Origin of the sequence: Rhizobium anhuiense bv. trifolii (genome assembly GCF_024346605.1) — a bacterium.
Taxonomy (GTDB): domain Bacteria; phylum Pseudomonadota; class Alphaproteobacteria; order Rhizobiales; family Rhizobiaceae; genus Rhizobium; species Rhizobium anhuiense.
Genome location: NZ_CP098801.1, coordinates 570237 through 585099 on the forward strand (window position 1 = coordinate 570237; position 14863 = coordinate 585099).

At 62.2% G+C, this 14863-nt stretch carries 12 protein-coding genes and 1 pseudogene; 6 read left to right on the forward strand and 7 right to left on the reverse strand.

All coding sequences use genetic code 11. The annotated features are described in order from the left end of the window. Positions 1-126 precede the first annotated feature (126 nt). Positions 127-831 carry a peptide-methionine (S)-S-oxide reductase MsrA gene (gene msrA, locus NE851_RS02780; protein WP_254956119.1) on the forward strand — a complete coding sequence of 235 codons (705 nt, stop codon included), beginning with the start codon at positions 127-129 and terminating at the stop codon, positions 829-831. A gap of 18 nt (positions 832-849) precedes the next feature. Here msrA and NE851_RS02785 read toward each other — a convergent pair whose 3' ends face one another. Then, positions 850-1389 (reverse strand): L,D-transpeptidase family protein, encoded by a 540-nt coding sequence (locus tag NE851_RS02785; RefSeq protein ID WP_254956121.1) that lies wholly within the window; start codon positions 1387-1389, stop codon positions 850-852. Positions 1390-1669: 280 nt separating this feature from the next. On the opposite strand from NE851_RS02785, the gene NE851_RS02790 reads away from it, so the two are divergent. Further along, entirely contained in the window at positions 1670-2110 is a 441-nt protein-coding gene (locus NE851_RS02790; RefSeq protein WP_254956123.1) for a response regulator, read from the forward strand. A 29-nt stretch (positions 2111-2139) separates the two neighbouring features. On the opposite strand, the gene NE851_RS02795 is transcribed toward NE851_RS02790, so the two are convergent. Further along, positions 2140-2883: a TetR/AcrR family transcriptional regulator gene (locus NE851_RS02795; protein WP_254956125.1), complete on the reverse strand. Its 744-nt coding sequence runs from the start codon at positions 2881-2883 to the stop codon at positions 2140-2142. 272 nt (positions 2884-3155) lie between these two features. On the opposite strand from NE851_RS02795, the gene NE851_RS02800 reads away from it, so the two are divergent. Further along, positions 3156-4355 (forward strand): multidrug effflux MFS transporter, encoded by a 1200-nt coding sequence (locus NE851_RS02800; protein WP_097630784.1) that lies wholly within the window; start codon positions 3156-3158, stop codon positions 4353-4355. 141 nt (positions 4356-4496) lie between these two features. Then, positions 4497-5789, forward strand: a complete 1293-nt coding sequence (locus NE851_RS02805; RefSeq protein WP_063475953.1) for an MFS transporter — start codon at positions 4497-4499, stop codon at positions 5787-5789. A 7-nt stretch (positions 5790-5796) separates the two neighbouring features. Here the strand turns inward: NE851_RS02805 and NE851_RS02810 are convergent, their stop codons facing one another. The 5 genes from NE851_RS02810 to NE851_RS02830 all read right to left on the reverse strand — a co-directional run bounded on the left by NE851_RS02810 (position 5797) and on the right by NE851_RS02830 (position 12525). Next, on the reverse strand, positions 5797-6834 hold the full coding sequence (locus NE851_RS02810) for a LacI family DNA-binding transcriptional regulator (protein WP_254956129.1): 1038 nt from the start codon (positions 6832-6834) through the stop codon (positions 5797-5799). A 72-nt stretch (positions 6835-6906) separates the two neighbouring features. Next, positions 6907-7998 (reverse strand): LacI family DNA-binding transcriptional regulator, encoded by a 1092-nt coding sequence (locus tag NE851_RS02815; protein WP_254956131.1) that lies wholly within the window; start codon positions 7996-7998, stop codon positions 6907-6909. Between the two features lie 152 nt (positions 7999-8150). Next, complete coding sequence (locus NE851_RS02820; RefSeq protein WP_254956134.1) at positions 8151-8468, reverse strand: hypothetical protein; 318 nt, start codon at positions 8466-8468, stop codon at positions 8151-8153. A gap of 106 nt (positions 8469-8574) precedes the next feature. Next, the gene (locus NE851_RS02825) at positions 8575-10473 is read right to left on the reverse strand and encodes an ABC transporter ATP-binding protein (RefSeq protein ID WP_254956136.1); all 1899 of its coding nucleotides are present in this window, start codon (positions 10471-10473) and stop codon (positions 8575-8577) included. A gap of 90 nt (positions 10474-10563) precedes the next feature. Continuing rightward, entirely contained in the window at positions 10564-12525 is a 1962-nt protein-coding gene (locus tag NE851_RS02830) for an ABC transporter ATP-binding protein (protein WP_179869510.1), read from the reverse strand. A 124-nt stretch (positions 12526-12649) separates the two neighbouring features. Here NE851_RS02830 and NE851_RS02835 point away from each other — a divergent pair. Both NE851_RS02835 and NE851_RS02840 read left to right on the forward strand, forming a co-directional pair. Further along, positions 12650-13087, forward strand: a pseudogene (locus NE851_RS02835) (flavodoxin family protein); the annotation flags it as partial. A 325-nt stretch (positions 13088-13412) separates the two neighbouring features. Then, positions 13413-14819 (forward strand): FAD/NAD(P)-binding protein, encoded by a 1407-nt coding sequence (locus NE851_RS02840; RefSeq protein ID WP_254956139.1) that lies wholly within the window; start codon positions 13413-13415, stop codon positions 14817-14819. Positions 14820-14863 lie beyond the last annotated feature (44 nt).

The following is a 14863-nucleotide window of genomic DNA, read 5'->3' on the forward strand; positions in this document are numbered from 1 at the left end:
TGAGCGCTGTTTCATGTTCGCACAGGGGCTTTCGTCCAGCTGTCACATCGGCGTGAGTGACCGGCTTGTGATTTGCGGGTTTTGCAAGGATGCGCAAGAATTTGGGCTGTCGCAGGAGGTAGCGCAATGTCCACGTCTTCCCATCGCCGGCGCCTTGCCGTGTTCCTTGCCGCCGCCGTCGTCTCGCTCAGTGCGTGTGGCGTAGCCGCGGCCGAGGAGGCGGTCGTCATCCCGCCGCCAGCCGTTGACCAGGCGGCCGGATCCGGCACCGAGACGGCCATTTTCGCCGGCGGCTGTTTCTGGGGCGTCCAGGGCGTCTTCCAACACGTGAAGGGCGTTAAGAGCGCCGTCTCCGGCTATGCCGGCGGCGATGCCAAAACGGCGCAATATGAAACCGTGAGCACCGGCGCGACGGGTCACGCCGAATCCGTTCAGGTCAAGTTCGATCCGAATCAGGTGAGTTACGGCAAGTTGCTACAGATCTTCTTCTCGGTGGCGCACAACCCGACGCAGCTGAATTTCCAGGGTCCGGATCGGGGAACGCAATACCGCTCGGCGCTGTTCGTCTCCGATCCCGAGCAGCGCAAGGTCGCCGAGAGCTATATCGAGCAGCTCGACAAGGCGCATGTCTTCGCCCAGCCGATCGTCACCAAGGTGTCCGAAGCCACCGGCTTCTATCCCGCCGAAGCTTATCATCAGGATTTCCTGACGCTCAATCCGACCTATCCCTATATCGTCTATAACGACCTGCCGAAAATCGAGAACCTCAAGTCGCTGTTTCCCGCCGACTATCGCAGCCAGCCGGTCCTCGTCCTGAAGGCCAAGGGCTGAAAAGGCCGTGGCAACAGTTCAGGGCATAATCTCGATGGGCGTATGGTCGGGTACGCGAGCCCAGATATCGCGCATCTCCGCGTTGGTGACCGCAATGCACCCATCCGTCCAATCCCACAGTTGATGGATGTTTCCGAACAGGCCCCAGCCATTGGGAAGGCCGTGGATCATGATCGCTCCGCCGGGAGGGAAGCCGCCGGATTGAGCGTTGCGCTGGTCATCAGGATTTGGATAGGAAATGTGCAGGCTGAGATGCGCCATGGACTTGGGATTTCGCCAGTCTATCTCATACCGTCCTTCGGGTGTTTTCTCGTCACCTTCTCGCTGCTTGGGACCCTCGTCGGCAGCCCACCCAAGAGAAATCCGGTATGTCGAGAGGGCGGCATCGCCTCTGAGAAGGACCATGCGGCGTTCGGATTTATAAACGCGAATGAGGTCAGTCCGTTGCTCCAAAGGCGCATCCGCAGGCGGCGAGCCTGAGCCGACCCCGGCCATCAATTTGGTGTAAGCGAACAAGCCGATGATCACGGCGGCCAGAACGATAAATGTGTTTCTCAATATGATTCTCGTTTGAGGTAACGCAAGGGTTATGCCGTCTTATCGCGCCTTCAGCCATAAGATGTAGCCTCGAGCTTGAGCGCGATCCGGCTCCGCCTTTTTCTCCATCTCCTTGTTATTAAGAATTTATCAACGTTAACAATATCTTAAATATGGCAAATCGCGTTCCACCGCGGAACATATCTTTGAGTTGCCCGTTACCGCCATGAGTTTCGCTTGAAGGACAGGCTGGCGGAGCGGATCCCTCTTTCGAAGTATAGGCGTAACAAGGGGACGTATCATGGCCACCAATGTCGTGCGGCGCTGGCAACGAGATGATCTGATGAAACAGAGAGTATTGATCGTCGAAGACGAATTCCTGATTGCGCTCGATCTCGAGGCGACGGTGCAAGGCATGGGGATGCAGGTCGCCGGCCTTGCCAATGATTGCGAACAGGCGTTACGGCTGGCGCCGCTTGCCGATATCGCTTTCGTCGACGTCAATCTCGCCGACGGCCCGACCGGGCCTGAGATCGGCCGGCGGCTGGCGCAAGAGCATGGCATCGCGGTCGTCTTCATGACCGGCAATCCAGAAATCGTCGCCGATGGGGTCAAGGGTGCGGTCGGCGTGGTCCAGAAGCCGGTCATGCCTTCGGTTGTCGAACAGCTGGTGAAATATCTTGCCGCGCGCCGCGTCGGCATGTTCGCGGTCGTGCCTTCGCAGATGACGGTCTTTGCCTGATCAGAGGGCCCCGATCAGAGGAGGCCTGATCAGCCTGAGAAGATGGCTGCGAGTTGCGGCTGCTGGCCGGCCTTTTCGGCCACCGGCCTGCCATAGGCCTTGAGAAAAGTACGGACGGCGTTGCGCGCCGCCTTTTCCAGCTCTTCATCGGTGGGTGTGGCGCCGAGAAGGATCATCATTTGCAGGTCGGCATTGCCGAGCGCGACGAACTGCCGGGCGGCGACGTCGAAATCGTCGATGACGAGCGTTCCCTTGTGGGCAAGCCGCGCGAACAGTGCGGAAAGGGCAGTGATCAGCTTGCCTGGCCCCTGCTGGCGCCAGCTTTCGAAGAGGTGCGGATACCGCTCGCCTTCGGTCTGCACCAGCTTGCGCAAGAATTTTCCATCGTGGTTGCAGATGCAGTTCTTATTGAGGCGCACGGCGAAAGCCGTCAGTTCACCCTCAAGATCGTCGGCGTTGTCCGGGAAAGATGACAGCACCGAGAAGAGCATGGCGTTGGCGCGGTTCATGACGTCTTCGACGACGGCGACGAACAGCGTTTCCTTCTCGCGATAGTGATTGTAGATCGTTTGGCGGGATACGCAGGCGACTGCGGCGATCTCGTCGATGCTGGCGCCGGCAAAACCCTGGCGGCAGAAGACGTCGGCGGCGGCATCGAGGATCGACATGCGCTTGGCGCATTGGCCGCGCTGCGTATGCCCCCCTATCCGGGCTGCCGGTGTCATGCGATCTTTCATGAGAGCGAAGATAAGACGTCTTGACGTTTTAGACAATGGCGTCTAATTTTACATCTGTGTCCAAATTTGTTGACACTCTTGGTTTGCCGCTGGAGATATGAGCTCCCAACTTCGTCTTCGCGCGAACGATCATCATTGAACCCTAGCGCATCGGCCCGAAAATCGGTTCGATTTTCGGAAAGCACGATGCGTAAATTCAAAGATCAGAGCGTCCCTTGTGCGTCCGAGAGGACGCATGGCGCTCTAAGAGCAAAGTCGCGGAGCGACGATCCGGTACCTCCGCTGCGCTTTTAAGAAAGATCACCATTATGACGGCTTCCTTCTTTCGCATTGCCCTCATTCTCGGCCTTTTGTCGGCCATCGGGCCTTTCGCCATCGACATGTATCTGCCTGCGCTGCCCTCCATCGGCCAGGACCTGCATGCCGATAACAACGTCACTCAGCTCACCCTTCTCGCCTTCTTCATCTCCTTTGCGCTCGCCCAGCTCGTCTACGGTCCGCTGTCGGATATGTGGGGTCGCAAGCTGCCGCTCTATCTCGGCATCGGCCTCTTCGCCATCGCTTCGATCGGCTGTGCGCTGGCCACCGATATCGAAACGCTGATCGCCTTCCGTTTCGTTCAGGGTATCGGCGGTGCCGCCGGAATGGTCATTCCGCGCGCCATCGTCCGCGACATGCATACCGGCGTCCAGGCCGCGCGCCTGATGTCGCTGCTGATGCTGGTCTTCTCGATCTCTCCGATCCTGGCGCCGCTGACGGGCAGCGCCGTCATCGAATTCTATGGCTGGCGTGGCGTGTTCTGGGCCGTGACGATCGCCGCCTTCATCGGCCTTGTCCTGCTCGCCACCCAGCTCGAGGAAACCCGTTCGGCCAGCGAGCGCAGCGGCAGCGGTCTGAAGAGCGCCATGGCCGCCTATCGCCTGCTGCTCACCGACCGCAACTTCCTGACGCTGACCTTCATCGGCGGCCTCGGCATTTCGAGCTTCCTCGTCTATCTCGCCAACTCGCCCTTCGTGCTGATCCAGCATTACGGGCTGACGCCGACGCAATACAGTTTCGCTTTCTCGATCAACGCCGTGTCCTTCTTCGCGGTATCGCAGGCGACGGGCTGGCTCGGCGAGCGGTTCGGCCTCGTGCGCGTCATGCGGATTGCAGTCAGCGCCTTTGCCCTTGCCATGGTCGTCATGGCGGTGGTGATGGCCGCCGGCTTCAACCAGCTGCCTGTGATGGCGACCTTCCTGTTCATCGGCTACGGTTTCCTCGGCTTGGTCATTCCGACGAGCGCGGTGCTCGCCCTCGAGGATCACGGCGAGATCGCCGGCACGGCCTCGTCGCTGATGGGCACGCTGCATTTCGTCATCGCCGCCGTCGCCATGGTCATATCGAGCGTCTTCTTCGACGGCACCGCCGTTCCGATGGCCGCCGGTATCGCGCTCTGCGCCTTCTCGGCCTTCGTGCTGACCCAGGCAACGATCGGCCGCCGCTCCGCCGTTGCCGCGGCCGAATGATCGACGACAGGCCGCACCCGGTCTCCCGGGTGCGGCCACATGACTGGTCGCACTTGCGTGAGAAAATGCAACGCGCAATTGATTATCATCTGACCGCTCTATCTACGCCGTGACGAAGCACTGTCATTTCGGAGGATACGCATGGTCGACGAGAAGCGGCTGATCTCGAAAATCACCTGGAAGCTGATGCCCTTTCTCGGCATCCTCTATCTCATCGCCTATATCGACCGGCAGAATGTCAGTTTCGCCAAGCTGCAGATGGTCGATGCACTTGATATGAGCGAATATGCCTATGGCCTCGGCGCTTCGCTGTTCTTCATCGGTTATTTCCTCTTCGAGGTGCCGAGCAATCTCTTCCTCGACCGGCTCGGCGCCCGCGTCTGGTTTGCGCGCATCCTGGTCTCCTGGGGCCTCGTCACCGTCGCGCTCGCCTTCACGCAGAACGCAACGATGTTCTATATCCTGCGCTTCCTGCTCGGTGTGTGCGAAGCCGGTTTCTTTCCCGGCGTCCTCTATCTGCTGACGCTCTGGTTTCCCTCGGCCTATCGCGGCAGGATGGTCGGGCTGTTCATGATCTTCAGCGCGATCGCCAATGCGGTCGGCGCGCCGCTCGGCGGTATGCTGCTCGATCTCGACGGTCTCTACGGCTTTGCCGGCTGGGAGTGGGTCTTCCTGGCGACGGGCGTTCCGGCCGTCATCGCCGGCATCGTCACCTTCTTCTATCTTCCCGGCCGGCCCGAAAGCGCAAGCTTCCTCAGCGGTGAGGAGAAGGCCTGGCTCGAACGCAGGCTTGCCTCGGAAAATGCCGGCATGGGCGAGAATGCCTCAAACGGCTTCAAGGCGCTCATCGACCCGCGCGTGCTGCTGATGGCGCTCTGCTATATCGCCTTTCCGCTTTCGGCCTATGGGCTCAGCTATTGGCTGCCGACCATCGTCCAGGCCTTCGGCGTCAGCAACACGGTGAACGGTTTCCTCAACATCATTCCCTGGCTGCTGGTTGCAGTCGCGCTTTATGCCGTTCCCGCCATGGCCGACAAGGCGCCATCGAAGACGCCCTATATTGTCATTCCCGCTTTCATCGGCGCTGCCTGCCTGCTGCTCTCGGCGCTGATCCCGAATCACGCTTTGCAATTCGCCTTCCTCTGCGTCGCCGCTGCCGGCATCTTCGCACCCCAGCCGGTGTTCTGGAGCCTGCCCTCCCGTTTCCTCAAGGGGGCGGGTGCTGCAGCGGGCCTTGCCGCCATCAATTCGGTCGGAAATCTCGGCGGCTTCGTCGCCCAGAACGTCGTGCCCTGGATCAAGGAAGCAAGCGGCAGCACGATCGCGCCGATGTTCTTCCTGGCCGCCTGCCTGGCTGCCGGCGCCCTGCTGGTCTTCGTCGTCACGCATCAGCTGTCGCAACGGGAGCATGCGGCGGCGGCGAGCCGGGTCTGAGAGAGGTTCAGATCGTCAGGGTGAAAGCGTCGCTTTCACCGGGAACGAGTTCCAGCGGCCAGATCCGGTTGCGGGCGCCCTGCGGATAATGATCGGCATAGGCCGGCATGGTGGCGAGCAGGGTTTCGCCGAGCTGGGCGCCGAGATCGCGCAGCGACATGCGGAAGGAGGTCAGCGACGGCTGCAGGAAATGCGTGCGCGGCTCCTCGCGGAAACCGACGACGGCGAGGTCGCGGCCGGGCACGATGCCGGCCTCGGCCAGCCGCCGGTAAAGCCCGATCGCCATCAGCTCGTGGATCAGGATGATCGCGGTCGGCCGCTCTTTGATCATCAGCAATTCGTGGCCAGCCTGATAGCCGCCCTGTTCGCTCGACTTGACGCGGATGACGAGAGCCGGATCGAAGGCAATGCCGTGCCGTTGCAGTGCCTGGCGGTAACTGTCGAGGAAGATGTAGCCGAGATTGATGTCGGAGGAGGGGGCGGCTACCGCGATCCGCCGGTGGCCTTTCGTGACCAGCCGGTCGACGCCGCGCGCCGCCACGCCCTCGAAATCGAGATCCATCCAGGTATAGCTGCCGCCGGACGCGCTGCGGCCGAGCGCCACGAAGGGGATGCGGGCCTTTTCCAGAAGCTCGATGCGCCGGTCGGTGCGTCGCGTCGCCGAGATGATCAGCGCATCGACGAGGCGGCGCGCCACCATGCGCTTCAGATATTCGTGCGGATCCTCGTCATCGGGGCAGGGCAGCATGACCAGATCGAGCTTGTGACGGGAAAAGACGCTCTGCAGCCCGTCGGTGACGCCGAGGAAGAAATCGTCGCTGTTTTCGACCGTCTCGCGGCTGACTTCGAGCATCAGCCCGATGACGTTGGTCATGCCCTGGCGAAGGCTGCGGCCCGACTGGTTGGCGACGTAACCGAGCTCTTCGGCGGCGGCAAGCACCCGCCGGCGCGTTTCATCGTTGACGTCGGGCTTGCCGTTCAGCGCGCGCGACACGGTCCCGATCGAAATGTCGAGATGTTTGGCAAGCTGGCGAATTCCCTTCATCGCAGGCGATCTTCCTCCCTTACAGCGCCCAGCGTCATATCGGACGCACAAACGACGCTGTAACACTTTGATCTACGTGTCTTCTTGCCACAGGATGGCGTCCGCGAAAAGCGGTTGGGGAGGTTGGGGTTCGAAGCTCCGGCGGATGATGAGTTCCGGAATGACGCGCTCGTACCCTGGAGGCGCATCGGGGTTTTCAAGCCGCCGCTCCATCAACTCGACGGCGCGCAATGCCATGGTCAGCGGATCCTGGCGGAAGGTGGTGAGCTGATAGCTCAGCCAGGCGGATTCCGGCACGTCGTCGAAGCCGATGACGGCGACATCCTCGGGGATGCGCAGCCGCGCTTCCAGGCGCACGACATCCATCAGTCCGAAGGCGAGCTGGTCGTTGACGCAGAAGACGGCGTCGGGCTTGATTTTTTCCGAAAAGAGCGCGCGCCCGGCAGTGACGCCGCCATCATAATCGGAATCGCCGCCGCGCCCGACGACGACGGATGCACCGAGCGACCCGGCCGCCAAAAGGAAGGCGTTTTCGCGCTCGATGATGGCAGGCGTTCCCGTGTTCGAGCCGATGACCGCCAGCCGCCGTCTGCCGCTTTCGTAAAAGGCCGTCGCCGCCTTGCGGGAGGCTTCGGAATTACCGGCGCGCACATGGTCGGCGCCGGGTTCCGAGCGGCCGATCACGACGAGCGGCTGGCCGTTTCGCTGCGCGAGTTCGAAAAAACTCGCCGGCGGCGAGCCGGAGAGGATGATGATCGCTTCGGCGCGGTGGCCGATCAGCATCTTCTGGGCGGCGAGCAGCTCGTCTTCCGTCTGGCCAGTGTTGATGAGGATAGGGATGCTGCCGCGTTTGATCAGGCTTTTGGCCAGTGCTGCGGCGAGATGCGCGCGAAAGCCCAGCTCCGGCCGTGTGGCGACGATGCCGACGAGACGGCTCCGATTGGCAAGTACGCCGCGCGCCAGGTCGTTGACGTGATAGCCGAGTTCCTGCGCTGCCCGCAGCAGCTTTTCCCGCGTTGCCGGCGCCACGCTGGCGCCCGGCGTGAACGTGCGCGACACGGCCGAGCGCGAAACGCCTGCCAATTGCGCGACCTGCTCGGCGCTGACGAAGCGCATGCGTTCTTTCTTCGGCGCCTTGCCGCCGGTCCCCGGACCATCATTCATCGGCTTTCAGCTACTGCTCGTCTCTTACAGCCGAATGACAGGAAGCGCATGGGCAGCCAGAATTTTTGATGAAAATGCCGAGGCTGCAGGACGCAACCTCGGCGGATGGGCGAAAATAATGAGATCAACGCCTTAAAAGGCGCTCAGCTCCGCTACTCGCAGACCCGCACGGTTTCGGTATGATAGCCGCCGTCATAGCGGTTGCGGACGTCACGGTCCTCATACCAGCATCTCGGCGCGGGTTCGACATAGCGAGGGCCATCGACATAGCGGGGACCGCCATCGACGTAACGGGGGCCGCTATTGGCGATCGCGCCGCCGATCAGGCCGCCGACGACACCTGCGGCAACGCCGCCGGCGATGACACGACCGGTGTCGTTGTGATGATGGCGATCACGCGCGGCAGCAGGCTGAATGGCCGATCCAACAAGGGCCGTGGCGATCAACAGGCTGCTTATAACTCTCTTCATAACGTTCTCCTCAGTGGCAACTGGGTCCCCCGATAGGAGATAAATGGGGCAGCACGGCGTTTGTTCGTTCAAACTTTGCAACAGGCATTAATGCATGCTGCCCGAGTCAGGTCGCCGATTGCGCCGCCGTCGTCTCTTCCAGCACGTCTTCGGGAATGTCGTCGAAGGAGGCGTAGTTGAGATTATAGAGCTTGGAATAGAGCTTGCCGTTCTTCATCAGCAGGCGGTGGTCGCCGTTTTCGATGATTTCGCCGTTCTGCAGCACGATGATGCGGTCCGCCTCGCGGATCGTCGCCAGTCGGTGGGCGATGACGAGGCCAGTGCGGTTTTCGAGCAGCTTAACCAGCGCCTTCTGGATCAGCATCTCGGTATAACTGTCGATATTGGCCGTTGCTTCGTCGAGCACGAGGATCTTCGCGTCCGCCACCAGGGCGCGGGCAAAGCTCAAAAGCTGGCGCTGACCGAGCGAAAGATTGCCGCCGCGCTCACCGAGAACGCTGTCGTAACCATCGGCCAGTCGCATGATGAAGTCGTGCGCGCCGACGGCCTTCGCCGCCTCGATCACCTCTCCACGCGTCGCCCCCAGCTTGTGGTAGCGGATGTTTTCGAAAACAGTGCCGGTGAAGAGGAAGGGCTCCTGCAGCACCATGGCGATCTGCGCCCCGAGCGAATCCTGGGTCAGATCACGCACATCATGGCCGCCGACCAGCACCTGGCCCTGCTGCACATCGTAAAAGCGATGGATCAGCGACATGCAGCTCGATTTGCCGGACCCGGTCGGCCCGACCAGCGCCACCGTCTCGCCGGGATTGACCTTGAAACTGACATGCTTGAGCACCGGATGTTTCGGATTGTAGCCGAAGACGACGTCCTTGAATTCGACCGAGCCGTTCATGTCGCGCGACAGCGCCGTGGCACCAGGCGCATCCTTGATGTCGACAGGCACGTCGAGCACTTCGGTCAGCCGCTGGCCTGACGCCATGGCGCGCTGCATCACCGAATATTGCAGGGTCAGCGAACGGATCGGGTCGAAGAAGCGCTGGATATAGAACAGGAAGGCGATGAGCACGCCGACATCGAGCGCCTGGTTGAGCACGCGGGCGCCGCCGACGACGATGACGAGCGCCATTGCCACGCCGGTCAGGCTGTCGACGATCGGCACCATCACCTGCGCATAACGCGCCGCTGTCAGATGCGTCTTGAGGTTGGCATGCGCCTTGTCGTCATAGAGCGTGAAGTTGACGCCCTGCCTGTCCATGCTTTGGACGGCGCGCACGCCGTGGATCGCTTCGGCGAGTGCGCCGGCAGCAACCGAATTGGTCTCGTGCGCGGCCATGAAAGATTTGCGGGCGAGCGGCAGCCAGAACAGCCGGACGATGAACAGCACCGGCAGCACCGAGAGCGTCAGCAGTCCCAGCTTGAAATCGAGATAGAGCATCACGAATACGATGCCGAAGAGCAGCACGATGTCGCCGACGGAAAGCACCGAGGTTTCGAGGAATTCCTGCATGGAGTTGACGTCGCCCTGCAGGCGCGACATCAGCCGGCCCACTTCGGTCTTGTCCATGAAGGAGAGCGAGACGCGCTGGAGATGCGAAAACATTGCCTTGCGGATATCGAAGAGCACCTCTTCCGCCACGCCGCCGACCAGCGTCTCCTGTGCGTAGCTCGCCGCATAGTTGATGAGGATGGCCATCGTGAAGGCGACGATCGACCAGATCAGCGCCGAATGGTTGCCGCCCGGCGACATGCCATGGTCGATGGCATAGCGGATGATCAGCGGGATGATGAGCTGCATCATCGTGAAGGTCAGAACGGCGACGACGGACCAGAGGACCTGACGGCGATAGGGGTGAACGAAAACCCAGATGCGCTTGATGATGTTGCCGTCGAAGGCCCTGCCGAACATCTCCTCCTCGACGCGATGCGAACCGACCACCGCCCGCGGCGGGCGGCGTCCATCCTCGCGAACGTCGGGACGCTCGGTTTCCAGTTCCTCGGCCATGACATTCCTCCCGCGGCCATCACTTCCGGTGGCCTGCATAGTCACTACACATTCCTCTCCACTTGGCAGCAGAGGGGAACATATCCGTTGCTAGGCGCTCAGCGCCTCGTCGCCCGGCCGCACCTGAAGGTCGTAGAGCGCCTTGTAGCGCCCGCCGAGCGAAAGCAACGCCGCATGCGTGCCGCGCTCGACGATCCGGCCGTCTTCGACGAACAGGATCTGGTCGGCATGCATCAGCGAGCTCAGGCGATGGGCAACGATGATCGTTACGCGGTCAGCGGCATAGCGGCGCATGGCGCCGCGGATGCGCTGCTCCGTGGCCGCATCGATTGCCGCCGTCGAATCGTCGAACACCATCACCGCCGGCTTCAGCATCAGCGCGCGGGCGATCGAAAGACGTTGCCGCTGGCCGCCGGACAGCGAAACGCCACGCTCGCCGACGACAGTGCCGTAACCGGTGGGCAGGCCGAGCACGTAATTGTGGAGCTGGGCGCTTTCGCTGGCGCGCTCGATGCGGCCTTCCTTCGCCCACGGGTCGCCATAGGCGATATTGTTTTCGATCGTCGTGGTGAACAGGAAGGAATCCTGCTGCACGACGGCCACCGCCCGGCGCAGCGATTGCAGCGTCGCCTTGCGGATGTCCTGGCCGTCGATGGTGATCTTGCCGCCGGTGACGTCGTAGAAGCGCGGGATGAGATGGGCGATCGTCGACTTGCCGCTGCCCGGAGGTCCGACGATGCCGATCGTCTGGCCGCGCCTGGCTTCGAAGGAGACATCGTGGAGCACAGTGCGCTTTTCCGAACCCGGATAGGCGAAGCTGACATTCTCGAAGCGCAGCACGCCATCGGTGAGCTTCAATTCCTTCGCATCCGGCGCATCCTTGATTGAAATGTCGAGGTCGAGCAGGGCAAAGAGGCGCGTGCCGCAGGTGGAGGCGCGGGCAAAGGCGTTGACCATCAGGCCGAGCTGGCGCACCGGCATCTGCAGGATGGTCATGAAGGTCAGGAACGAGGCCAGCGTGCCGACGGTGATCTCGCCCGACATCACCTTGCCGCCGCCGACCCAGAGCACCAGGCCCATCGCCGCGAAGAAGGAGAAGGTCATGGCGCTGGTATTGGTGACGCGGATGCCGACGCGCTGATGCGCGAGCGCCAGCGCATTCTTCGACGCCGCCTCGAATTTCGACATTTCGTGGTCCTGCGCGGCAAAGGCGCGCACGACGCGGATGCCGCCAAGATTCTCCTCCATGATGCGGGTCAGCACCGAAAGCCGCTCCTGCAGGTCGAGCCAGGTGGCGCGCAGCCTGAGCTGCGTCACCGAGGAGCGCCAGCCGACGAAGGGCACGAAGGAGAGCGCCAGCAGGCCAAGGACGATATCGGTCGACAGGAGCATATAGGCGCCGATTCCGATCAGGATCGACAGCAGGATCATCCGGACGAGCGCGGTGGAAAAATACATGCGCACGCCTTCGAGGTCGAGCAGGCCGACGGTGATCAGGTCGCCGGAATGCACGGTGTCATGAAAGCTGAAGGAGAGCCGCTGGATCTTTTCGTAGCAGGCCAGCCGCAACTCGTAGCCGATGTGATGGCCGACCGATTCGCTGTAATAGTTCTGGACCATGGTGAAGAGGCCGCGCAGCACGCTGGCCCCGAGCAGCAGCAGCGCCGTGGTCAGAAGCGCGTCCTGCGCCACCTGGCCCGCCGCTCCGCCGCTCATCGCCATCTGCGTGTGGTCGACGGCCTGGCCGAGAAGGCGCGGGATCATCAGCTGGAAGGTAGAGGCGACAAGCGTGGCGCCGATCGCAAAGCCGGATTGCCAGGGGTGGCGGAAGGCCATCATGGTGATGCGCACCAATGTGTAGAGGCCTCGGCCCCAGCCTGCCGCAGTTGCAAGCGCCATCGAAGCCGAAGGCTTCGTCGCGCGTGTTAACGCATCGCTGCTCACGGTATTTTTTCCAATAGATGTGTGGTCGGACGCTGGCCCGAAAAGACGGCAAATCCATGAAGGGATTGATAGCATCTTCACTTTTGCCGATTCCATTTGGGGGTTCAAGTAAAGAATTCACCAGTTGGTTATTTTTACGTGAGGTCGCCTCGCCACCCCGGCGGGAACAATCTGCGCGCGAACGGGTTGCAGCAGGCGAATGCCCGACAGCCAGCCTTTACCGGAGAGACCCATGCCGCTCAAAGCTCTCGCCCTCAATGCCACGCTGAAGACCAGCGACGCCAAGGAGGCGTCCTCGACCGACTGGATGATCGGCCTGATAGACAAGGCAATGTCCGCGCACGGTGTCGTGACCGAGGTGCTGCGCCTTGCCGATTTCAACATCAAGCCGGGCGTCACCTCGGACGAAGGCGCCGGCGATGATTGGCCTGATATTCGCGCAAAGCTGCTCTCCGCCGACATCCTGCTGATGGCGACGCCGATCTGGCTCGGCCAGCCATCCAGTGTCTGCAAGCGGGCGCTGGAGCGCATGGACGCCTTCCTCGATGAGGCGGACGATCAGGGCCGTATGGTCTCCTATGGCCGGGTCGCGGCCGTCGCCGTCGTCGGCAACGAGGACGGCGCCCATCACGTGTCGGCCGAGCTCTTCCAGGCGCTGACAATATCCGGGCGAGGGCAGCTGAAGAGGGGCGGCCCGGCCGGACTTTATCCGAAATATCTGTAAATTATCTTTATATTTCAATGGATTGAAACGATGTGGCAATAAAGCTCTTGCCACATGCGCCATTTAGCGCTTTCATACACTACTAGTTTAATAGACTATGGACGAGCGTGATTGCTCCCCTAGTTTTCTTGCGGGGCCGCTGGTTCGGACCCCCGATGCCGCGGCAGATGTTGCGAATGGCCGCACGAACCTCATCAACGCATGATCCGCTGTTTTATGCGTTGAAACCTCGATCGACCCATAGTGCGGATGAAGCCGCAAAGGAGTTGCGATGACGGTTCAGGGACTTTTTTCGGCGAGAGCCAATGCGGCGGCGCAGATCTCGGCCGTGCCGCGCATCGCCATCGTCGGGCGCGGCTTTTCGGGCATGATGACGGCGATCGCGCTGATGAAGACGGTGCGCGCGCCCTTCCATCTGCAGCTGTTTGATCCGAATTCGTCGGTCAGCGGCGGGCAGGCGCTGGCTTCAGCCCGCTCCTCGACGATCCTCAACACCCGCGTGCGCGATCTTTCGGTTTCGCTCGGCGATAATGACGATTTCAACGACTGGCTCTGCAGCAACGCCGCCTTCCGCGCCGCCGTGCCGGCGGCCATCCCCGGATTCCGGCAGATCTTCGTGCCGAAGGAAATTTTCAGCGATTATGTCTACCAGCGCTTTTCGGAGGCGCTGGCCGCCCGCAGGGACATCACCGTCCAGGTCTGCAACGATCCGGTCGTGGCGATCCGAAGGAGCCACGGCAACCGCTTCCTGCTCGAAAGCGCCAATCCCGCCAATCCGCTGTTCGATACCGTGATGCTTGCCACCGGCTACGGCCTGACTGCGCCGGATGCCGGCGAGCAGGAGGCTTCGCCGGTCAGAGCCCAGCGCCTGGTGGCGCGGCCGCATGCCGTGCTGCTCGGCAGCGGCATCCGCGTCGTCGACCAGCTGCTGCAGCTGCGCGATTCCGGTTATGCCGGCCAGGTGACGATCATTTCCCGGCACGGCTTTCTGCCCCAGAGCCATACGCCGAATTCCGCCGATCCGGTCTTCCCGGCCGAAGCGCTGCCGCAGAGCCTGCCTGACATCGTCCACTTCATCCGCCAGGCCTGTCGCGAGGCGGAGGAGGAGGGCCGGAGTTGGCAATCGGTGATGAACGGCCTCAGGAAACACGCCCGCTCGCTTTGGCGCTCGCTGCCGGCGCGGGACAAACATCAGTTCAACCGGCACCTCAGGGCGATCTACGACAGCCATCGCAACCGCCTGCCGGAGGCCATGCACCTGCGGCTGAAACGCGAGCTCGCCGAGGGTCGCACGGTGCTGCGCCGCGGCCGCGCTGGTCGCCGGGGCCTGAGCGGCCTGTTCTTCACGCCGGCCGGTTCCGCTGCCGAGGAAGTCATCCATGCCGAGCGCATCATTGACCGCCGCTGTCAGGCGCCGGATCTTTCCGCGCCGCTGATGCAGAGCCTGCTTTCGGCCGGCCTCGCCATGCCGGATGAGCTGTCGCTGGGGTTGGCGGTCAATGCGCGTGGCGAGCCCTTCCTCGAGGACGGTTCGACGGTCGCCGGGCTCTTTGCCGTCGGCCCGCTCGGCCTTGGCAGCCTGCCCGATATCGATCTCGTGCCGGAGATCGTCTCGCAGGCCTATGCGGCTGCCGAGCGCGTCGGTGAGCGGTTCTACCCGCAGGTCAAGGCCGTCTGAAATTCGAGGCTGTTTCGGAACCATCCGCCCGCCGCTGCGTTATA